This is a genomic window from Pseudomonas sp. LBUM1668, assembly GCF_059695715.1.
In genome coordinates this window covers 24,665-44,071 of sequence record NZ_CP166787.1, presented here as the reverse complement: position 1 = coordinate 44,071, position 19,407 = coordinate 24,665, and the positions used below count along the sequence as shown (strand labels likewise).

At 59.8% G+C, this 19,407-nt stretch carries 16 protein-coding genes; 5 read left to right on the top strand and 11 right to left on the bottom strand.

The genetic code is table 11. From position 1 onward, the window contains the following. Positions 1–59: 59 nt before the first annotated feature. The 5 genes from ACA061_RS00195 to ACA061_RS00175 form a co-directional block, all read right to left on the bottom strand. On the bottom strand, positions 60–1,454 hold the full coding sequence (locus ACA061_RS00195) for a M16 family metallopeptidase (RefSeq protein WP_497300358.1): 1,395 nt from the start codon (positions 1,452–1,454) through the stop codon (positions 60–62). Between the two features lie 177 nt (positions 1,455–1,631). Beyond that, complete coding sequence (locus ACA061_RS00190) at positions 1,632–3,290, bottom strand: Na/Pi cotransporter family protein (protein ID WP_497300357.1); 1,659 nt, start codon at positions 3,288–3,290, stop codon at positions 1,632–1,634. A gap of 465 nt (positions 3,291–3,755) precedes the next feature. Next, positions 3,756–4,523 carry a TerC family protein gene (locus ACA061_RS00185; RefSeq protein ID WP_210553247.1) on the bottom strand — a complete coding sequence of 256 codons (768 nt, stop codon included), beginning with the start codon at positions 4,521–4,523 and terminating at the stop codon, positions 3,756–3,758. An 85-nt stretch (positions 4,524–4,608) separates the two neighbouring features. Next, on the bottom strand, positions 4,609–5,916 hold the full coding sequence (locus ACA061_RS00180; protein ID WP_150605060.1) for a CitMHS family transporter: 1,308 nt from the start codon (positions 5,914–5,916) through the stop codon (positions 4,609–4,611). A gap of 370 nt (positions 5,917–6,286) precedes the next feature. Beyond that, the gene (locus ACA061_RS00175; protein WP_210553248.1) at positions 6,287–6,613 is read right to left on the bottom strand and encodes a DOPA 4,5-dioxygenase family protein; all 327 of its coding nucleotides are present in this window, start codon (positions 6,611–6,613) and stop codon (positions 6,287–6,289) included. An 82-nt stretch (positions 6,614–6,695) separates the two neighbouring features. Here ACA061_RS00175 and ACA061_RS00170 point away from each other — a divergent pair, with 82 nt between their 5' ends. Beyond that, complete coding sequence (locus ACA061_RS00170) at positions 6,696–7,361, top strand: NAD(P)-dependent oxidoreductase (protein WP_210553249.1); 666 nt, start codon at positions 6,696–6,698, stop codon at positions 7,359–7,361. 43 nt (positions 7,362–7,404) lie between these two features. Here the strand turns inward: ACA061_RS00170 and ACA061_RS00165 are convergent, their stop codons facing one another. Next, positions 7,405–8,355 (bottom strand): choline sulfate utilization transcriptional regulator, encoded by a 951-nt coding sequence (locus ACA061_RS00165; protein ID WP_210553250.1) that lies wholly within the window; start codon positions 8,353–8,355, stop codon positions 7,405–7,407. A 114-nt stretch (positions 8,356–8,469) separates the two neighbouring features. Between ACA061_RS00165 and betC the strand changes: the two genes are divergently transcribed. The 3 genes from betC to ACA061_RS00150 all read left to right on the top strand — a co-directional run bounded on the left by betC (position 8,470) and on the right by ACA061_RS00150 (position 12,747). Continuing rightward, positions 8,470–9,984 (top strand): choline-sulfatase, encoded by a 1,515-nt coding sequence (gene betC / locus ACA061_RS00160; protein ID WP_210700754.1) that lies wholly within the window; start codon positions 8,470–8,472, stop codon positions 9,982–9,984. Between the two features lie 16 nt (positions 9,985–10,000). Beyond that, positions 10,001–10,921 (top strand): choline ABC transporter substrate-binding protein, encoded by a 921-nt coding sequence (choX, locus tag ACA061_RS00155; RefSeq protein WP_210553252.1) that lies wholly within the window; start codon positions 10,001–10,003, stop codon positions 10,919–10,921. Positions 10,922–11,178: 257 nt separating this feature from the next. Next, positions 11,179–12,747 carry a SulP family inorganic anion transporter gene (locus tag ACA061_RS00150; RefSeq protein ID WP_497300356.1) on the top strand — a complete coding sequence of 523 codons (1,569 nt, stop codon included), beginning with the start codon at positions 11,179–11,181 and terminating at the stop codon, positions 12,745–12,747. A gap of 91 nt (positions 12,748–12,838) precedes the next feature. On the opposite strand, the gene aroE is transcribed toward ACA061_RS00150, so the two are convergent. Further along, positions 12,839–13,660, bottom strand: coding sequence for a shikimate dehydrogenase (aroE, locus tag ACA061_RS00145; protein ID WP_497300355.1), 822 nt, complete (start codon positions 13,658–13,660; stop codon positions 12,839–12,841). A 9-nt stretch (positions 13,661–13,669) separates the two neighbouring features. Beyond that, positions 13,670–14,584 carry an oxygen-dependent coproporphyrinogen oxidase gene (gene hemF, locus ACA061_RS00140; protein WP_210553255.1) on the bottom strand — a complete coding sequence of 305 codons (915 nt, stop codon included), beginning with the start codon at positions 14,582–14,584 and terminating at the stop codon, positions 13,670–13,672. Between the two features lie 163 nt (positions 14,585–14,747). Here hemF and ACA061_RS00135 point away from each other — a divergent pair, with 163 nt between their 5' ends. Beyond that, positions 14,748–15,725 (top strand): quinone oxidoreductase family protein, encoded by a 978-nt coding sequence (locus ACA061_RS00135; protein WP_210553256.1) that lies wholly within the window; start codon positions 14,748–14,750, stop codon positions 15,723–15,725. 31 nt (positions 15,726–15,756) lie between these two features. On the opposite strand, the gene ACA061_RS00130 is transcribed toward ACA061_RS00135, so the two are convergent. From ACA061_RS00130 to ACA061_RS00120, 3 genes are read right to left on the bottom strand one after another with little or no spacing between them, the layout of a single operon-like run. After that, complete coding sequence (locus ACA061_RS00130) at positions 15,757–17,031, bottom strand: phenylacetate--CoA ligase family protein (protein WP_497300354.1); 1,275 nt, start codon at positions 17,029–17,031, stop codon at positions 15,757–15,759. Further along, positions 17,021–18,289 carry an aminotransferase class I/II-fold pyridoxal phosphate-dependent enzyme gene (locus tag ACA061_RS00125; protein ID WP_497300353.1) on the bottom strand — a complete coding sequence of 423 codons (1,269 nt, stop codon included), beginning with the start codon at positions 18,287–18,289 and terminating at the stop codon, positions 17,021–17,023. The genes ACA061_RS00130 and ACA061_RS00125 overlap by 11 nt, the downstream gene beginning before the upstream one ends. Next, positions 18,286–19,380: a DUF3419 family protein gene (locus ACA061_RS00120; RefSeq protein WP_497300352.1), complete on the bottom strand. Its 1,095-nt coding sequence runs from the start codon at positions 19,378–19,380 to the stop codon at positions 18,286–18,288. Before ACA061_RS00120 ends, ACA061_RS00125 begins: the two co-directional genes overlap by 4 nt. Positions 19,381–19,407: the final 27 nt, after the last annotated feature.

Genomic DNA, 19,407 nt, shown 5'->3' with positions numbered 1-19,407 from the left:
CTGCTGCGCCGCCCAACGGGGATAAATCCCCTCGCCACAGGTGCTCACTCACCACAGGATTAATGGCTTCCAGCAATTTTGTGGCGGCGATGCACACGCCAGCCGATCAACATCAGCAGCACCAGACCCACTCCACCCGCAGCCAGCCACAACACCTGATCATCACTGATCAACGGCTTCTCGATGCGCAGATACCCCGGTTGCAACATCAACTCGCGCATCGCCTTGTTCGCTGTTTCCAGTGTCACGCCGTGCAGCTGTCGGGCCGGGTTGGCGAAGCGGCCGTCCTGATAATCGCTCAGCGCGCTCCAGTAATAATCGGCCATCGCACTGTTGCCTTGCACCGCCCACGCCTGGTGGGCGATAGCGGCCTGTTTGATTCGGGCGAAGGTGTCTGCGTCGAGGCCGTTTTTCAGCAAGTCGGCCTTGAGGTCTTCAAGCACCTGGATGGCTTCGTCGACGTCATCGCGATCCAGGTCGGCGTTGAGGCTCATGAAGCCGACGCCGCCGAACACTTCGCGTTCGGCCCACGGCCCGTAAGACAAACCGTGGTTCAGGCGGATCTGCCGGTACAGCGCCCAGTCGAGGTAATCCTTGAGGATATCGAAGGTCTGGTCGTACTGATCGTCCAGCACCGGCTCCGGCACCATCCAGTGCAACTTGGCGCCGTCGCCAATGAAGCCGCGGGTGAGGGTGCGCTCGTGAGCGGCGCTGGTGCTGATGTCCGGCAACGGTCGGTGCTCGCTGGGTTCGACCGGCTCGAGGGCGCCCCACGTGCGTTCCAGATAAGCCGGCAGCAGTTTGTCGAGTTCGCCGACGACGATCAGGGTCATGTTGTTCGGCGCGTACCAGGCCTGGCGCACCTTCTCTAACTGCTCTTGGGTCAGATGATCGACTTCAGCGCGCTGCGGGCATTTCAGGCCCAGTTCGACGGCCAATTGGTTGCTCGCGGTGTGGCCCAGATCCTGACGATCAAGAAAACGTTGCAGGCGCGTGTAATGGCCGCCGTCTTCGCGCTCGACCACGCGTTTGGCGGCGTTGATCGCGTTGTCGTCGATGCGGGTCTGGGTCAGCAGAGCCAGCAGCAGGTCGAGCACTTTGCGTTGGTTCTTCGCCGGAGCTTCGATGACGAACGTGGTGTCGGCATTGCTGGTAAAAGCGTTCCATTCGCCGCCCAGGGCCTGCATGCGTTCTTCGAGACCACCTTCGCCAGTGGCGTCGATGCCGCTGAACAGCAGGTGTTCGAGCAGGTGTGGCAGCTCTTTTTCGTCGCAGTCAAAATCGTCGAGACCGACGCCGACCACCAAGCGGATCGCCACATGCCCACGCTCGGTGCCGGGTTTGAGCATCAGCTGCAAACCGTTGGGCAGCGCATAGCCTTCGACCTGAAAACGATCCAGGGCGTAGGAGGGTAGAGAACCGAGCAACAGACAGGCGAACAACAGGCAACGCATAACAGGCTTCCATACGGCTGATTTGGAGATCCGTGTCGTCAGTCAGGCCCTCATCGCTGGCAAGCCAGCTCCCACTGGGATGTATGGCGCTCACAAAACCCTGTGGGAGCTGGCTTGCCAGCGATGGCGGCCTTGAGGCTGAACTCTGAGTTACTGACTGACCACAACCGCAGACGTTCAAGGCGAATGCGTAATGTCGCTCATATCATCCGCCGCCAGCGCGCCGGTATCCGCCGTTTCCAGCACCACATACGCACTGCCGCAGAACAGCGAATTGAGCCGCCGCATGTCCGCAATCAACTCCAGGTGCAGCGAACTGGTTTCAAGACTCTGCACGATCTTGCGTTGCAATCGGCTGACATGCGCGTGGGCCAAACGGCGTTCCTGTGCGCGAAAGCGACGTTTCTCGCGCAATAACTGCCGGGCACTTTCCCGGTCGCCGCTGAGAAACACCGACAGCCCCAACCGCAAGTTGGCGATGAGTTGTTGATGCAGGACGGCCAAATCCTCCAGCCCCTCCTCGGAAAACGAACGACGTTGCGAAGTCTTCTGCTGCTGGATCTTGCGCAGCATGCGTTCGATGACATCGCTGGACAGTTTCAGGTTGATCGCCAACTCGATGATCTCCGCCCAGCGTCGACTGTCCCGCTCGCCGAGATCCTCGCGGGGCATCTGCGCCAGATACAGCTTGATTGCGCTGTACAGCGCTTCGACGTCGTCGGTGAGCCGACGCATCTCCTGAGTGACGGCGGTCTGCTTGCCGCGCAACACATCGAGAGTGGCATCGAGCATGTTGTCGAGCAGATCGCCCATGCGCAGGGTTTCCCGCGCGGCGTTGGCCAGCGCAAGGCTTGGCGTGACCAGTGCGGTGGCGTCGAGATGACGCGGTTTGGCAGTGCCGTTGACCTCCGGCCGTTCAGGCAGCAGCCAGGCACACAGCCGCGCCATCGGCCCGACACTCGGCAGCAGGATCAGGCAGCGCGCAGTGTTGTAGAGCAGGTGAAAGCCGATGACCATTTCCTGCGGGCTGAAATCGAGACTGTCGATCCAGTGCACCAGCGGATCGAGCACCGGGATGATCAGCAGCAGGCCGATCAGCTTGTACAACAGACTACCCAGCGCCACTTGCCGGCCCGCCGCGTTCTGCATGCTGGTACTCATGAACGCGAGAATGCCGCTGCCGATGTTGGCACCGATCACCAGACCGATCGCCACCGGCAGGCTGATCACCGCTGCCCCGGCCAGTGTGGCAGTGAGCAGCACGGCGGCGAGGCTGGAATAGGAAATCATCGCGAACAGCGCGCCGACCAAGGCGTCGAGAAGGATATCGCCGGTCAGTGAGGCGAAAATCACCTTCACCCCTTGCGCATGGGTGATCGGCGCAGCGGCCTCGACGATCAATTGCAGCGCGAGAATGATCAACCCCAAGCCGATGGATACGCGACCCATCTGCCCGAGCCGCGTCTGTTTGCGCGACAGGAAGAAAATCACCCCGACAAAAATCAGCAGCGGCGACAGCCACGACAGATCGAAGGTCAGCACCCGCGCCATCAACGCCGTACCGACGTCGGCGCCGAGCATGGTCGCCAGCGCCGGGGTCAGCGCCATCAGGCCTTGGCCGACGAAAGAGGTGACGAGCATGGCGGTGGCGTTGCTGCTCTGCACCATCGCGGTCACGACGATGCCGGCGACAAAGGCCAGCCATTTTTTCGACATGTTCTGGCCAATCACATGGCGCAACTGGGTGCCGTACACCCGCAGGATGCCGGTTCGAACGATGTGCGTGCCCCAGATCAGCAGGGCGACGGCGGAAAGCAGATTGAGCAGGGTGAGCATGCAGACCCCCTGTAATAGCAGCGCTCCAGAGGAGCAAATTGACAGTGCCGCGCGTTTCTACGTTCTGATACTTAAGCTGTAGTTGGCTAACGGTCTGCGCGCCAGCATTGCACAGCTAAAGTGCAGATTGAAACAAAAGTGTCATGAAAAGGCGTTCATTCTCGTTCGCCACAAACAAGGCAAAACCCTGTGGGAGCTGGCTTGCCAGCGATGGCGTCGGCACAGCAAACATTGATGTCGCCTGACACCCCGTTATCGCTGGCAAGCCAGCTCCCACAGGTTCTTCTGTCTGCGTGAACTACGGTTTTTCAATCATCAAACACAAAAATCACAAACAACAAAAAACCTGTGGGAGCCTGGCTTGCCAGCGATGGCGATCGTTCAGCCAACATTTCTGTCGACTGACACACCGCTATCGCTGGCAAGCCAGCTCCCACAGGTTTTGTACTGGCTTGGAAATCCGGGTTACTGCCCCGGAATGTCCTTGCGCAGTTTCACCGGATCTTGCTGTTGTTTCTTCTTGGCCATCGCGCCGCGCAGTTTGATGTTGATCGCTTCCACCGCCAGCGAGAACGCCATGGCGAAGTAGACGTAGCCTTTTGGCACATGCACATCGAACGATTCAGCAATCAGTACGGTACCGACTACCAGCAGGAACGACAGCGCCAGCATCTTCAGCGACGGGTGCTTGTCGATGAAATCGCTGATAGTCCCGGCCGCCAGCATCATCACCAGTACCGCAACGATGATCGCTGCAACCATGACTGGAACGTGCGAGACCATGCCGACAGCGGTGATCACCGAATCCAGCGAGAAGACGATGTCGATGATCGCGATCTGGATGATGGTGTAGAGGAAGTTGCCACCCTTGCCGCTTGGCGTGTCGTCGCTTTCGTCTTCGCCTTCCAGCGCGTGGTACATCTCTTGCGAGCTCTTCCACAGCAGGAACAGACCACCGAAGAACAGGATCAGGTCGCGGCCGGAAATGCCTTGGCCGAACACCACAAACAGGTCGGCTGTCAGGCGCATGACCCAGGTGATCGACAGCAGCAACAGGATCCGCGTGATCATGGCCAGCGCCAGACCGAAGATCCGGGTGCGCTGCTGCATGTGTTTGGGCATGCGGCTGACCAGGATCGAAATCATGATGATGTTATCGATACCGAGGACGATTTCCAGGGCGGTCAGGGTAAAGAAGGCAACCCAGATTTCAGGGTTGGTCAGCCATTCCATGTGTATTCCTTTGAGCGATTGTTAAACCACAAAGAGTCCGGGCTTCAAACAGCGAAGCCGGGACTCTGTGCGGTGAGTCTTGGGCTTATAGAGTGCTGAAGAGCGGAAAAGTCCCCAACAGCAGTGCAGCAATCAGGATGCAGATACACACCAGGATCGCCCATTTCAGGGTGAAACGCTGGTGATCACCGAAATCAATCCCGGCCAGCGCCACCAACAGATAAGTCGATGGCACCAACGGGCTCAGCAAGTGGACGGGCTGACCGACGATCGAGGCACGGGCCATTTCCACCGCAGTAATCCCGTAGTGGCTGGCAGCCTCGGTCAGCACTGGCAACACACCATAGTAGAACGCATCGTTGGACATGAAGAAGGTGAACGGCATGCTCACCAGCGCCGTGATTACCGCCAGGTACGGGCCGAGGAAATCAGGGATCACTGCCAACAGGCTCTTCGACATCGCATCGACCATGCCGGTGCCGGTCAGGATACCGGTGAAGATGCCGGCCGCAAAGATCAGCCCGACCACTGCCAGCACACTACCGGCGTGCGCCGCGACGCGATCCTTCTGCTGTTGCAGGCAAGGGTAGTTGACGATCATGGCAATACTGAATGCAACCATGAACAACACCGGCAGCGGCAACAGGCCGGCGATCAGCGTGCACATCAGGCCGAAGGTCAGGGCGCCGTTGAACCAGATCAGCTTCGGACGACGGGCGTCGGGGAACTGCGAAACGCTGATTTCGCTGTGATCGATCTCGTCGCCGATCAGGTGCAACTCACCCAGACGCGCACGTTCGCGTTTGCCATAGAAGTAGGCGATGACCAGGATCGCCAGCACACCGGCCGCCATGGCCGGGATCATCGGCACAAAAATGTCCGAAGGATCGACATGCAGCGCACTCGCCGCACGCGCGGTCGGGCCGCCCCATGGGGTCATGTTCATCACGCCACCGGCAAGGATGATCAAGCCAGCCATGATCCGCGGGCTCATGCCAATGCGGCTGTACAGCGGCAGCATGGCGGCCACGCAGATCATGTAAGTGGTCGCGCCGTCACCATCAAGGGAAACGACGAGCGCCAGTACGGCGGTGCCGACCGAAACTTTCAACGGGTCGCCCTTGACCAGTTTGAGGATCTTGCGCACGGCCGGGTCGAACAGGCCGGAGTCGATCATCAGGGCGAAATAGAGAATGGCGAACATCAGCATCACGCCAGTCGGCGCAAGCTTGGTGATGCCTTCGAGCATCATCGGACCGATCTTCGGCGCGAAACCACCGAACAGTGCAAACAGGATCGGGATGATGATCAGAGCGATCAGCGCGGACAGGCGCTTGGTCATGATCAGGAACATGAACGTGATGACCATGGCGAAGCCAAGGAAAGTCAGCATGGGATTACTCCAGGCGTAGCGCGGCTAGTTAAATGAGCGGATCGGGCGGGATCAGCGCAAAACGGGAAGCACGAGACGTACGGGCGGAGTGGCAACGAAAAGACACGGGAAGAGGCGGGCTACAGAGGACATCAGAATCACCATTGTTGTTGTTAATTGGGCCGGGCGAGCGAGGTATCACACGCGTTGGCCAACCGGTCTGTTGCCGGAAGTGAGGGCGATCCTAATCGGGGAAGCTTTCAGCTACCTTTCGCCGGTGAAAGCTTTGAATGAACGGTCAACCGATCGTCGGATGCGATTAGCGTCGTTTGGCGAACGAGCAGCCAAAAGGTGAGCGCGAAGAAACGCGTTGGGCGTATCAACAACCTGATCAAAAAATAGACAGATCCAGCGTCCGCACCGCCCCCATCCAGATCGCATGATCGGTGTGATCGAGCAAGTCATCGCCGGTGTCCGGGTGCAGAAACACCACCAGGCCTTTGCGATTGAGCGCCAGCCAAGGCAGCACCTCGCCGAGCAGCTCGGGGCCGAAGGCCAACTGGCAGCTCCAGTCCGGGTGCGGGCCGACCGGTCGTTCGTGAACGCGGCCCATCTTCAATGGAAACAACTGCGCGGCCCGCTCGCACATTGCCCGAGCCTGTTCAATCGTACTGGCGTCGAAATAGACGTGGGCGTGGTAGCCCTTGATCGCTTGCATTGCAAACCCTCTGAATCGGTTCGAACCCTCGACGTAGCCCGTATGTCACACGTCATACAAGGGATAACAAAAGGGATCAGCCATGAAAAATGCCGAAACCCCGGTAGTAAAAGTGGTGCTCTATGGTGCCATGAGTAGCCTGGGCGCTGCGTTGATGGCTGAACTGCTGCGCCGACAGCACGAAGTCATCGCCATTCTCGACGACCTGACCGCGCTCGCGCCGCGTCCAGGATTGCGCACCAAAAGCGGTGATCTGTTCGATTCCGAGCGGGTCAATCAAAGCGTCGCCGGCAGTTCGGCGGTGATCTGCTTGCTCGATGCGCCGGGGCTGCCGTTCAGCAGCGACCATATTGAACGCTCGGTGGTGCTTGGCCCGGTCGAACAGGTTTTAGCGGTGGATGCACTGGTCGACGGACTGCAAGCGGCCAATGTCTCGCGGTTGTTTCTGGTGGGGGAGTTTGCCGTACTCGACGAGCCGGAGCTGGATGAACGCTTACAACGTCACGCTGCCGAAGAAATTCGTGAAGCGGTGCAAAGCAGTCCATTGCACTGGACGCTGGTCAATGCGCCGCACGGCGTGGCTGGGCTGACCATAGAGCATTTCAGTCAGATCGGCGGCAATCTGGAGCCGGGTCTGGCAGAACCGCTGGAACGCTTGAATCGCGTGGCAGTGGGAATTGCCGATGAGCTGCGACTGAATCTGCATGTCGGCCAGCACGTAAATTTTGTCGCAACTTCAAATCCATAAAATCCACCTGTAGGAGCTGCCGCAGGCTGCAATCCTTTGATCTTCAATTAGCAATCGACGGCAACTGCAACCCGACCAAAGATTCGGCACTGCGCGCCTGCTCCTCCATCAACCAATCGACAAACTGCTGAATCAACACGCCACGCCGTTTGCGCTGCGGCAACACCACGTAATAGCCAAGGCGCGACAGGGTGGTCTCGGCAATTGGTCGACACAGCAAACCCTGACTGAGCAAGTTATCCACAAGGTGACGCCAGCCAATCGCCACGCCTTGCCCGCCGATCGCCGCTTGAATCAGCAGTGTGTAATTGTCGAAACGCAATTGCCCCGGCGCCGGCGGGGTAGTGATGCCGAGTTCGCGGAACAGCCCGCTCCAGTCAAACCAATTGCTGCTGTTTTCCCCCCGCAGATGCAGCAACGGAAATTCCAGCAATGCCTGCGCGGTCAAGGGCAGGGCACGATCCTTGAGCAATAGCGGACTGCACACCGGAAACACTTCTTCGCTGAACAGCCAATGGCTTTCACCCTGTTTGAAACGCCCATCGCCAAACAGGATCGCCACGTCGATATCGGTGCGCAGCATGTTGTGGTTGCGCTCGCTGGTGACCAGGCTGACGTCGACGTGCGGATTGGCTTCGTGGAAGCGATGCAGACGCGGCATCAACCAATACGCAGCGAACGCAAAATCGGTGGCGACTTGCAGCACCTCATGTTGCTGCTGTGCGCTGATCGCACTCAAACCGGCGTCGATATTCTGCAAACCGAGGCTAACTTGCTCAAACAGAATAGTGCCGACTTCGGTGAGTTCAATGCCACGGTAGATTCGATCGAACAACCGTGAGCCAAGCTGTTCTTCAAGCCGTTTGATCTGTTGGCTGATCGCTGGTTGCGTGGTCCCGAGCTCCACCGCGGCGGCGGTAAAACTGCGATGCCGGGCAGCGGCCTCAAAGGCGCGCAACAGGTCGAGCGACAGATCACCAAGGGCTTCATACATAAGCTGTGCTTATCCTAGTCATTGCCCGGCGCGGGCTTTACCCGACAAAGCATGGACTCCATGCTCGATCGCAGCAATGTCGCATAAATATTTACTATGGAATGCCGCGATCACATGAAGCGCAAGAATATTCTTTTCATCATGGCCGATCAGATGGCCGCGCCAATGTTGCCGATCTACGGGCCTTCGCCGATCAAACTGCCCAATCTTTCGCGCCTCGCCGACCAAGGCGTGGTGTTCGATGCCGCTTACTGCAACAGCCCGTTATGCGCGCCGTCGCGCTTCACCTTGGTCAGCGGACAGTTGCCAAGCAAGATCGGCGCGTACGACAACGCTGCCGATTTCCCCGCCGATGTGCCGACTTACGCCCACTACCTGCGTCGCCTCGGCTACCGCACAGCACTGTCGGGCAAGATGCATTTTTGCGGCCCGGATCAGTTGCACGGTTATGAAGAACGCCTGACCAGCGATATCTATCCCGCCGACTACGGTTGGTCGGTGAATTGGGACGAGCCGGACGTGCGGCCGACCTGGTATCACAACATGTCTTCGGTGCTGCAAGCCGGGCCGTGCGTGCGCACTAATCAGCTCGATTTCGATGAAGAGGTGGTGTTCAAGGCGCAGCAATATCTGTTCGATCACATTCGCGAAGATGGCGATCAGCCGTTCTGTCTGACCGTGTCGATGACACACCCACACGATCCGTACACGATTCCCAAGGCATTCTGGGATTTGTACGACGATGCCGATATCCCGTTGCCTGCAACACCGGACCAGCACGAACTCGATCCGCACTCGCAACGGCTGCTCAAGGTTTATGACCTGTGGGATAAACCTCTGCCTGTGGATAAAATTCGCGACGCGCGCCGTGCGTACTTCGGCGCTTGCAGCTATATCGATGCCAACGTCGGCAAACTCCTGCAAACCCTTGAGGAAACCGGGCTGATCGATGACACCATCATCGTCTTCTCGGGCGACCATGGCGACATGCTTGGCGAGAAAGGCCTCTGGTACAAAATGCACTGGTACGAGATGGCGGCGCGAGTCCCCCTGTTGATAAGTGCGCCAGGTCAGTTTGGCGCTGGCCGGATCAGCGCTGCGGTGTCCACCGCAGACCTGTTGCCAACCTTCGTCGAACTGGCTGGCGGCACGCTGGAGCCGGGTCTGCCGCTGGACGGGCGGTCGCTGGTGCCGCACCTGCAAGGGCAGGGCGGTCATGACGAAGTATTCGGCGAGTACATGGCCGAAGGCACGATCAGCCCGCTGATGATGATCCGCCGTGGTGCCTACAAATTTATCTACAGCGAAAGCGACCCTTGCCTACTCTTTGACGTAGACAACGATCCGCGTGAAATAGAAGAACTCAGCCAATCGCCACTGCATCGCCAGCTTTTCGACGATTTTCTTGTCGAGGCGCGCGCCAAGTGGGATATCCCGGCAATCCACCGGGACGTTCTCGCCAGTCAGCGCCGCCGCCGTTTCGTCGCCGATGCGTTAACCATCGGCAAGCTGAAGAGCTGGGATCACCAGCCATTGGTGGACGCCAGTCAGCAGTACATGCGCAACCACATCGACCTCGATGACCTGGAGCGCAAAGCCCGTTATCCACAACCCTGCCAAAACCAATAATGTGAAGGGGAAGTCCATGCGCAAGTTATCCACAGCAGTGACGTTTGGCCTGATAGCGCTGAGCAGTGCCTCGGCATTTGCCGAGCAAAGCTGCAGCACGGTAAAGATGGCCGACCCCGGCTGGAGCGACATCGCCGCAACCAACGCCATTACCGGGTTTCTGCTGGATGGCATGGGCTACAAGGCCAAGGTCGACACCCTCGCGGTGCCGATCACCTTCGGCGGTTTGAAGGATGGCCAGGTGGATGTCTTCCTCGGCAACTGGATGCCGGCGCAGCAGGGCTTCTACGATAAGTTCGTGGCTACCGGCGATGTCACGCAACTGGCGAAGAACCTCGACGGCACCGAGTTCACCCTGGCCGTGCCGGACTACGTGTGGGATGCCGGTGTGCATGACTTTGCCGACCTGAACAAGTTTGCCGACAAGTTCGACAAGAAGATCTACGGCATCGGCTCGGGCGCCCCGGCGAATATCTCGCTGCAGGAGATCATCAAGAAGAATGACTTCGACATGGGCCAGTGGAAACTGATCGAGTCCAGCGAACAGGCGATGCTCGCCGAAGTGTCGCGGGCGGTGAAAAAACAGAAATTCGTCACCTTCCTCGGCTGGACCCCGCACCCGATGAACGTGCAGTTGAAAATGCGCTATCTGAAGGGCGGCGAGAAATACTTTGGCGACACCGGCAGCGTGTTCACCCTGACGCGCAAGGGTTATGCGGAGGCCTGTCCGAATGTGGGTAAATTGCTGACCAATCTTGCGTTCACTCAGGAAATGGAGAACAGCATCATGGCCGAGGTGGTGAACAAGAAGATCACCAATGCCGAAGCGGCGAAGGCTTGGATCAAGGCTAATCCGGCGGTGTTGGACAAGTGGCTGGATGGGGTGAAGACGGTGGATGGCAAGGATGCGTTGGCGGCGGTTAAAGCCAAGCTCTGATCGTGGGGTTGCCGAAATTGTGCTCGGCTTGAGATTTTTGCCCCCTCACCCCAACCCTCTCCCCCAGAGTGGCGAGGGGGAAGGGAGCTGATCTGTGGTTTATTCAGAATTTGATTTCGACGCGGATTTTTCACGTCGGCGTAACTCGATCAAACACCTCGGTCAGTCCCCTCCCCCTTTGGGAGAGGGCTAGGGTGAGGGGCTTTCTCAACTGACACCCTGTTACCCTTGAACAAAACCCCAAACCGCGAGGACCCATGGCCTTCCCCAGTCGCCGCTCACTGTTTCCCTTCCTCACCTGGCTACCCCGGCAAACCCGCGCCAGCGTCGGACGGGATCTGATCGTCGGCCTCAGCGGTGCGATTCTCGCGTTACCTCAGTCGATTGCCTACGCGCTGATCGCCGGTCTCCCACCTGAATACGGCCTCTACGCCGCGATCATCCCGGTGCTGATCGCCTGTCTGTGGGGTTCGTCGTGGCATTTGATCTGCGGCCCGACCGCGGCGATTTCGATCGTGCTTTACGCCAGCGTCAGTCCACTGGCTGTGCCGGCATCCCAGGACTACGTCACCCTGATCCTGTTGCTGACCTTCCTCGCCGGGGTATTTCAATGGTTGCTTGGCTTGCTCCGGTTTGGCGCGCTGGTGAACTTCGTCTCGCATTCGGTGGTGCTCGGTTTCACCCTTGGCGCGGCGGTGGTGATTGCCATTGGGCAATTGCCAAACCTGCTGGGGCTGGATTTGCCAGCCAAAGCCACGGCGCTAGACAGTTTGATGGATCTGCTGCAACACCTCCGAGCTGTGGATAACCCATCGTTGCTGCTCGGAGTAGCCACGGTGGCAGTCGGCGTTGTGCTGAAACAATGGCTGCCGCGCTGGCCGACGTTGTTGATCACGTTAGTGCTGGCCAGTCTGCTGGTGTGGCTGTGGCCGGCGATGTTCGGCCACGTGCATCTGGTCAGCGCATTTGTCGGGCGTTTGCCGCCGTTCAGCGGGTTGCCGCTGGATCTGGATTTGATCCTGCGCCTGCTACCCAGCGCAGTGGCGGTGGGCATGCTGGGGCTGGTCACCAGCCTGTCGATTGCCCGCTCGATATCCGCACGTTCGCAGCAGTTGCTCGATGCCAATCAGGAAGTTCGCGCGCAAGGCCTTTCGAACATTGTCGGGGCATTCTTCTCCGGATCGCTGTCGGCGGGTTCGTTTACCCGCTCGGGCCTCAGTTATGAGGCCGGCGCCTGCTCACCGCTGGCGGGCGTGTTTTCGGCGATCTGGGTGGCGCTGTTTGCGATCTTTGGTGCCGGGCTGATCGCGCACATCCCGATTCCGGCCATGGCCGGCAGCATTTTGCTGATCGCCTGGGGGTTGGTGGATCATCGCGGGATTCGATCGTTACTGCGGGTCAGCCGCGCCGAATTCGTGGTGATGGCGCTGACCTGCCTGGCCACTCTGCTGCTGGAGTTGCAGACCGCGATCTACGCCGGCGTGCTGGCATCGCTGTTCTTCTACCTCAAGCGCACTTCACAGCCGCGGGTGCAGCACTGGCGTGATGGTGAAGACGATGTGCTGCGGGTCGGCGGCTCGATCTTCTTCGGCGCCAGCCATTATCTGCAAGTGCGTTTGCAGCGCATGCACGGCGCGCGGGTGGTGATTGAGGCGCAGCAGATCAACTTCATCGACTATTCGGGGGTGGAGATGTTGCATCAGGAAGCGCGGCGCCTGTTGAGTCAGGGTCGCAGCCTGACGTTGCGCGGTGCGCGGCCGCAGGTGGTGGAGGAACTGCGCAAGCTGGAAGGGCCAGAGAAGTGCCCGATCCGGTTTGAGGATTGATCTGATATCAGTGTCGACTTCCATCGCTGGCAAGCCAGCTCCCACAGGGATTCAGGTGATCCTTGTGGGAGCTGGCTTGCCAGCGATGCCTTTAACGAGCCAACTGGCGGCGCAGTTCTGTGAGCACTGGCGCCGTGTCCGGCCGCACGCCGCGCCAAAGGAAGAAGGCTTCCGCCGCTTGTTCGGCCAACATCCCCAAACCATCCATCGACACCGCCGCGCCGTGCTCACTGGCCCAACGGCAGAACGCCGTCGGTTCTTTGCCGTACATCATGTCGTAGCACAACGTCTTGCCCGGTTCGATCAGGCTCGGCGCAATCGGCGGTACATCGCCGGTGAGGCTGGCGGACGTGGCGTTGATGATCACATCCACCGGCTCGCGCAGCCAATCAAAGCCGCTGGCCGACACCGGCCCCAGATCGCAGAACAATTCCGCCAGCAACTCGGCCTTGTCTACCGTACGGTTGGCGATGATCACCGACGCGGGTTTCTCCGCCAGCAACGGCTCAAGCGCTCCACGCACGGCGCCACCGGCACCGAGCAGCAAGATGCGTTTGCCGGTCAGGCTGAACCCGGCGTTTACCGTCAGATCCCGCACCAGTCCGGCGCCGTCGGTGTTGTCGCCGAGCAGCGAACCGTCGGCCAGTTTGCTCAAGGTGTTCACCGCACCGGCCCGTTGCGCACGGGCCGTCAGGCTATTGGCTAGCCGATAAGCGTCTTCCTTGAACGGCACAGTGACATTGGCGCCGCGACCTTCGCGGAAAAACGCCGTAGCACAGGCGGAAAAATCGTCGAGCGGCGCCAGCAACGTGGCGTAGTCGAGGCTCTCGCCGGTCTGCTCGGCGAACAGCTTGTGGATCATCGGCGATTTGCTGTGGCCGATCGGGTTACCGAAAACGACGTAACGATCCATCAGATGTCCTCAGGCTTGGGTCAGCCAGTCGCGGTCTTGCAGGAAGTACTCGGTCAGGCGCGCTTCTTCGCTGCCAGGTTCAGCCTTCCAGTCGTAGCCCCAGCGTACTTGCGGCGGCAGTGACATCAGGATCGACTCGGTACGCCCGCCCGATTGCAGGCCGAACAGCGTGCCACGGTCGTAAACCAGGTTGAACTCGACGTAGCGGCCACGGCGGAATTCCTGGAACTCACGTTGCTGGGCGGTGAACGCATCGTGCTTGCGGCGCTGCACGATCGGCAGATAGGCGTCGATGTAGGCATCACCAATGGCGCGCATGAAGGCGAAACTGGTGTCGAAATCCCACTCGTTCAGGTCATCGAAAAACAAGCCGCCGATGCCGCGCGGTTCGTGGCGATGCTTGATGTGAAAGTAGGTGTCGCACCACGCCTTGTAGCGCGGATAGACGTCGGCGCCGAACGGCGCGCAGGCCTGTTCGGCGACGCGGTGCCAGTGGATGCAGTCTTCTTCGTTGCCGTAATACGGCGTCAGGTCAAAGCCGCCGCCGAACCACCAGACCGGCTCTTCACCTTCTTTCTCGGCGATGAAAAAACGCACGTTGGCGTGAGATGTCGGCACATGTGGGTTGTGCGGATGAATCACCAACGACACACCGAGGGCCTCAAAACCGCGACCGGCCAATTCCGGGCGATGGGCACTGGCCGACGGTGGCAGACCACTGCCGAAGACGTGGGAAAAGTTGACGCCACCCTTTTCGATCAGCGTGCCGTTTTCAATCACGCGAGTGCGACCGCCACCACCGGCCGGCCGGGTCCAGGCGTCTTCGACGAAGCGCGTGCCGCCATCCTCGGTTTCGAGTGCGGCGCAGATGCGGTCTTGCAGGTCGAGCAGATAGGCCTTTACGGCGTCGGTGCGGGTCGTCATGGCTTCACCTTGAATCGGGGCATCACTACGCGGCAACCCGCAGGCGGGGGTCGGCGCAAATGGGCGCGTAGCATAACACCGCAGGCCAACGCGCCGCAGTTGACGAAGATCATGCATAAGCGTTGGATAGGGACCTCACAAAAGACCCAAGGAGAGCAGGCAGATGGCAAAGCGTATCCAGTTCCGCGCCCACGGCGGTCCCGAAGTACTCGAGTTTGTTGATTACGAACCCGCCGCGCCCGGCCCTGATCAGGTGCGCGTAGCCAACAAGGCTATCGGCCTGAATTTCATCGACACCTATTTCCGCAGCGGCCTCTACGCACCGCCAGCCTTGCCGTCCGGCCTGGGCGCGGAAGGTGCAGGCATTGTTGAGGCAGTGGGCAGCGAGGTGACCCGGTTCAAGGTCGGTGACCGCGTCGCGTACGGCAGCGGCCCGCTGGGCGCCTACAGCGAATTGCACGTTCTGCCTGAAGCCAATCTGGTGCATCTGCCGGACGAAATCAGCTTCGAGACGGCTGCCGGGGTGATGCTAAAGGGTCTGACCGTGCAGTACCTGCTGCGCCAGACTTATGAACTCAAGGGTGGCGAAACCATTCTGTTCCACGCCGCTGCAGGGGGCGTCGGTTCGCTGGCCTGCCAATGGGCCAAGGCACTGGGCGTGAAGCTGATTGGCACCGTCAGTTCCAAGGAGAAAGCCGAACTGGCGAAAGCCAACGGTGCCTGGGCAACCATCGACTACAGCCACGAAAACGTTGCCGAACGCGTGCTGGAATTGACCGACGGCAAAAAAGTCCCGGTGGTCTATGACGGCGTCGGCAAGGACACCTGGCTGACTTCGCTGGACAGCGTGTCGCCCCGTGGCTTGGTGGTGAGCTTCGGCAATGCTTCCGGCGCAGTCGACGGGGTGAATCTGGGGATCCTTTCCGCCAAGGGCTCGCTCTACGTCACCCGGCCTACATTGGCGACCTATGCCAACAATGCGCAGAACCTGCAGCGCATGGCCGATGAACTGTTCGAGATGATCATCAGCGGCAAGCTCAAGGTCGATATCAGCCAGCGCTATCCATTGGCTGAAGCGGCGAAGGCGCAGACCGAGTTGTCAGCTCGGCGCACCACCGGTTCGACCATCCTGCTGCCCTGAAAACACGCTACCCCGGTGAGTCCGGGGTAGCCTACAACTCAATAAAAAACGGTGTCTTGCCCGCAGGAGTTGTTTCGAAACAGTTGCGGGCCATACGCCGCACCTGCAACCCCGACACGCCAGGCAACCTGAGCAATGCGCTTGCCTGCGCCTCATTGTGTAACGCCTGTTCAATGGCGGCTTCTGCGCCGGACGGCAGTTTGTCCTGAGCAATGACCAGACACATGCGCACACCGTTGGCCTGTCGATTGATCTGTACCTGAATGTCGGTCGAACCCAGCTCCGGCAACGCCTGTGCGAGTACGCTCATCACCTGTCGCTGCGTGATGATCGCGCCACCCAGCTTGATCGATGTCTCCACCCGCCCCTCAAGTTGCACCACAGGCAAGGCGCTGCCACAGGCGCAATTCGCCGCACTGCGCAGGATTCGCCCACGATCACCAATTCGGTAACGCAACAGCGGCACATGGTCGGGCAGCAAAGCTGTCAGCAGGAACTCACCGCTTTCGCCCGCGGCTACTGCTTGCAAGGTGAGCGGGTCCACCACTTCGACGAACATCGCATCGGCGTGCAGATGATAGAAACCGTGCTCAAGGTGCGCGCATTGATAGCCGATGGGCCCGGTTTCCGTCGAGCTGTAGCCCAGCGACCGGAGCCTTATCGCCGGCCAGCCCCGGCCAAGCTGTTCGCGCAATTGAGGACCGCAGGGTTCCCCGATGTAGTAAAGCCATCTCAGGCTGACCAACTGCTGTGCGTCGATTTCATCGTGGTTGAACAGCGCCGCGGCGAATGAAGGCGTGCAAATCAGTGCATCGGCCGCTTGCGACTGAATCAGCCCGGCAATTCGCTTAACTCCCATCAATGAACCGGCGGGCAGCAGACGCGCGCCGATATGCTGGACGATCGCCGCTGCGTACTGGAAAGCGCCCTGCATTTCACCCGCGGTCAGGCAATTGATGACCACGCTTGGGCGTTCGTCCGCCTCGCCAAACATCCGCGCCCCCAGCGGCACGATGTCGGCGTTGAACGCCCAGGAATGGGTGATGTGTTTGCGGCTGCCGGTGCTGCCGCCCGACGTCAGGGTCAGGCCGCCACCCGGCGCACGGTGCGACGCTTCGCCAAGCGCGGAAAACAGCACACCGCCATGCTCGTCCTCCACGGCCTGAATCGGCAGGCGCTGCAAATCCTTCAGACTGTGCACCTGCAGGATCTGCGGACACAGCGCACAGAACCACGGCAGTGACTGCGCATGGGCCAATTTGTGCGCAAAGGCCTGGTTGGCAGCGAGCACGGGATCATCGCTCATCGTCACGACCACCCTGGCGAATGCCCAATTCATCGAAACCGCCACGGACGGCATTGGCCAGGCTCTCCAATTGGGCCTGGGTGTGATTCGCGCTGACGGCCAGACGCAGAATCGCTTCGCCTTTGGCCACCACTGGAAACACGGCGGAGGTAACAGCGATGGCCTTTCGACGCAGGTGCAACGCCAGACTGATCGCATCACGCTCGGCGCCAACGCGGACGAAACGAATGGGCGAGGCGACTTCATGGTTGCCCAGCACCGGCCCGAGCAGGTCGTCGATCAGGGCAACATTTCGCCACAGAGCCGCCTGCAACTGCCCCAGCTCCGGCGAAAGGTGGATGTCCGCAGACGCTACCGCCGCACCGACGCCACCCATCGACAATGGACCGCCGAAGGTATAGGTCGACGCATGGCGGCGGATCATTTCAGCGTCGGCTTCGGTAAAGACAGTGATCGCTCCGCCCGTGGCACCAAATGCCTTGGACAGCGAGGACAGAAGGATCAGACGATCGCGCCGTCGCTCATCGGCGGCGACCAGCGCATAACCTCCGCCTGTTACACCGTGAATCGAGGTGCCGTGGGCGTCATCGGCATACAGATAACCTTCAAAGCGCTCCGCCAGTTGCAACAGACGATTGACCGGATACAACCCCCGCATCGAGCCAATGCTGTCCGTAAGGATGATGGGTGTATGGCCAGCGGCTACCGCTGTGGAGCAAGCCTGTTCGACTTGCTCCACGTCATTGCAGTCGCATCGCTGTACAGGGCCGAACTGCCACAGAATCCCTTGTAGCACCTGCATCGAGGCATGGGCCGCCCGGTCAACAATCCAGCCCGGGCCTCGACGCAACGGATAGGACGGTAACTCGCCGGAGCCCAGTAACGGCAGGCAGCCCAGATGCGCACTGCCCACCGAGTTGAAGGTCACCGTGTAGCCCTGGAATATCTGGTGCAATTGCTCGTCGAGTTCGCGCATCGGCGGTAGCAGCGCACGGGTTCGTGCGGCGGCGAATTGCACGCCGAAGGATTTCACGGAGCTCACCGCGCTTTCAATCAGACGCGGGTCGCACTCCAGTCCCAGGTAAGAACATGAGAGAAACTCGGTCAGCCGCTCCCCGCTGCTCAACTCGATGGTCTTGCCCTCACGGCTGACCAGTTTCAGGCCATTTAGCCCGGCATCAAACAACTGCTGCTGATCGTCACGGGCCTGACGCACACGGTTTTTTACCCAGTTGACGGTTGGGTGCTGATTGTTCATCGGGATACCTGCAAAGGTGTCGTCTGGCGGTAGACCTGCACGCGCCAGAGCTGGGTTTTCTCTCGTGCGATCGCATCCTGGTACTGGCCAGTGATATCGCAGAAGCCTGCACAATCGGGTTCGACGATGTGCAAATGGCCGCGCATGACCAGCAACGCCTCATCGGCAAGGCACGGACGCAATTGCTGCAAGACACTCGCTCCAGCGGCTTGGGGCATGAAGGAAGGGACGTCCGAGAGCGATACGAAATCGACATCCGTGTGTTTGGCGGCGCAGTTGATAATGTCGGCCTGCACGATGCGCAACTCACATTGCTCAATGGCCTCTCGGGCACTCTTGAAGATTCGCGGATCGCACTCCAGCGGGAACCCTTGCGGATAGCGCAGCTCACCAAAAAACAGCATTTGCAGAAAGAAGCTCTCGCGCACGATCTGCGTGGTGAACAAGGTGTGGAAAATGTCCAGATACGCTGCGCGGGAGCTGATACCCAGGTTGTTGGGTGGAAACGATCCCTTGTACAACAACGAATTGAGCACTGCTGCGTTGCCCAGCAGCGAGATCACAGCCCGCCAGCGCCTGAGGGGAAAACGGGTGCGGTAATAATCGGTTTGCTCGCCGAGATCGCTGCACTGAAAAATCTCTCTACCTGCCTCGCCGGTAAACAATCGGTTGACCTTCGCCAACCGCTGCAAAGCCTGTTCAAAGGCCCCCATATAGATCGGTGCCTGCCAATGACGTGCCTGGAAAAGCTCCGCCAGCCAGTGGCGATCGACACGCGGCAGATCCAGTTGCTCAAGTATGGATTGGCGTCGCGACGGCAAAACCCCTGGGTGGTAACCCATGAAGTCCATAAACGATGTGTAGTCGGTCTGTTCCAGCAGAGCAAAGCGCAGTCGCGTGAACGCCAGTTGCGGCGCACTGATATCGACGCAAGTCATGCGTGCGGGGTTGCGGGCCAGCAACGGCAGCAGCCGCCCGCCACTTCCCGCGACGCCGACCACGTGCCTGGCCCGCTGGGGCAAGATGGCGTATTCCAGTGCGGTGTCTTCATCCCCCAGCGCATAGTTCAGTCGCTCGAAATAGTCAGCCATGCCTGCCCCCGTGCGTCATTCGGGAAA

What these genes read in the sequence shown, in the direction of transcription:
- ACA061_RS00195 (WP_497300358.1), bottom strand. Translation starts at nt 1,454, where the DNA reads ATGCGTTGCCTGTTGTTCGCCTGTCTGTTGCTCGGTTCTCTACCCTCC.
- ACA061_RS00190 (WP_497300357.1), bottom strand. Translation starts at nt 3,290, where the DNA reads ATGCTCACCCTGCTCAATCTGCTTTCCGCCGTCGCCCTGCTGATCTGG.
- ACA061_RS00185 (WP_210553247.1), bottom strand. Translation starts at nt 4,523, where the DNA reads ATGGAATGGCTGACCAACCCTGAAATCTGGGTTGCCTTCTTTACCCTG.
- ACA061_RS00180 (WP_150605060.1), bottom strand. Translation starts at nt 5,916, where the DNA reads ATGCTGACTTTCCTTGGCTTCGCCATGGTCATCACGTTCATGTTCCTG.
- ACA061_RS00175 (WP_210553248.1), bottom strand. Translation starts at nt 6,613, where the DNA reads ATGCAAGCGATCAAGGGCTACCACGCCCACGTCTATTTCGACGCCAGT.
- ACA061_RS00170 (WP_210553249.1), top strand. Translation starts at nt 6,696, where the DNA reads ATGAAAAATGCCGAAACCCCGGTAGTAAAAGTGGTGCTCTATGGTGCC.
- ACA061_RS00165 (WP_210553250.1), bottom strand. Translation starts at nt 8,355, where the DNA reads ATGTATGAAGCCCTTGGTGATCTGTCGCTCGACCTGTTGCGCGCCTTT.
- betC (WP_210700754.1), top strand. Translation starts at nt 8,470, where the DNA reads ATGAAGCGCAAGAATATTCTTTTCATCATGGCCGATCAGATGGCCGCG.
- choX (WP_210553252.1), top strand. Translation starts at nt 10,001, where the DNA reads ATGCGCAAGTTATCCACAGCAGTGACGTTTGGCCTGATAGCGCTGAGC.
- ACA061_RS00150 (WP_497300356.1), top strand. Translation starts at nt 11,179, where the DNA reads ATGGCCTTCCCCAGTCGCCGCTCACTGTTTCCCTTCCTCACCTGGCTA.
- aroE (WP_497300355.1), bottom strand. Translation starts at nt 13,660, where the DNA reads ATGGATCGTTACGTCGTTTTCGGTAACCCGATCGGCCACAGCAAATCG.
- hemF (WP_210553255.1), bottom strand. Translation starts at nt 14,584, where the DNA reads ATGACGACCCGCACCGACGCCGTAAAGGCCTATCTGCTCGACCTGCAA.
- ACA061_RS00135 (WP_210553256.1), top strand. Translation starts at nt 14,748, where the DNA reads ATGGCAAAGCGTATCCAGTTCCGCGCCCACGGCGGTCCCGAAGTACTC.
- ACA061_RS00130 (WP_497300354.1), bottom strand. Translation starts at nt 17,031, where the DNA reads ATGAGCGATGATCCCGTGCTCGCTGCCAACCAGGCCTTTGCGCACAAA.
- ACA061_RS00125 (WP_497300353.1), bottom strand. Translation starts at nt 18,289, where the DNA reads ATGAACAATCAGCACCCAACCGTCAACTGGGTAAAAAACCGTGTGCGT.
- ACA061_RS00120 (WP_497300352.1), bottom strand. Translation starts at nt 19,380, where the DNA reads ATGGCTGACTATTTCGAGCGACTGAACTATGCGCTGGGGGATGAAGAC.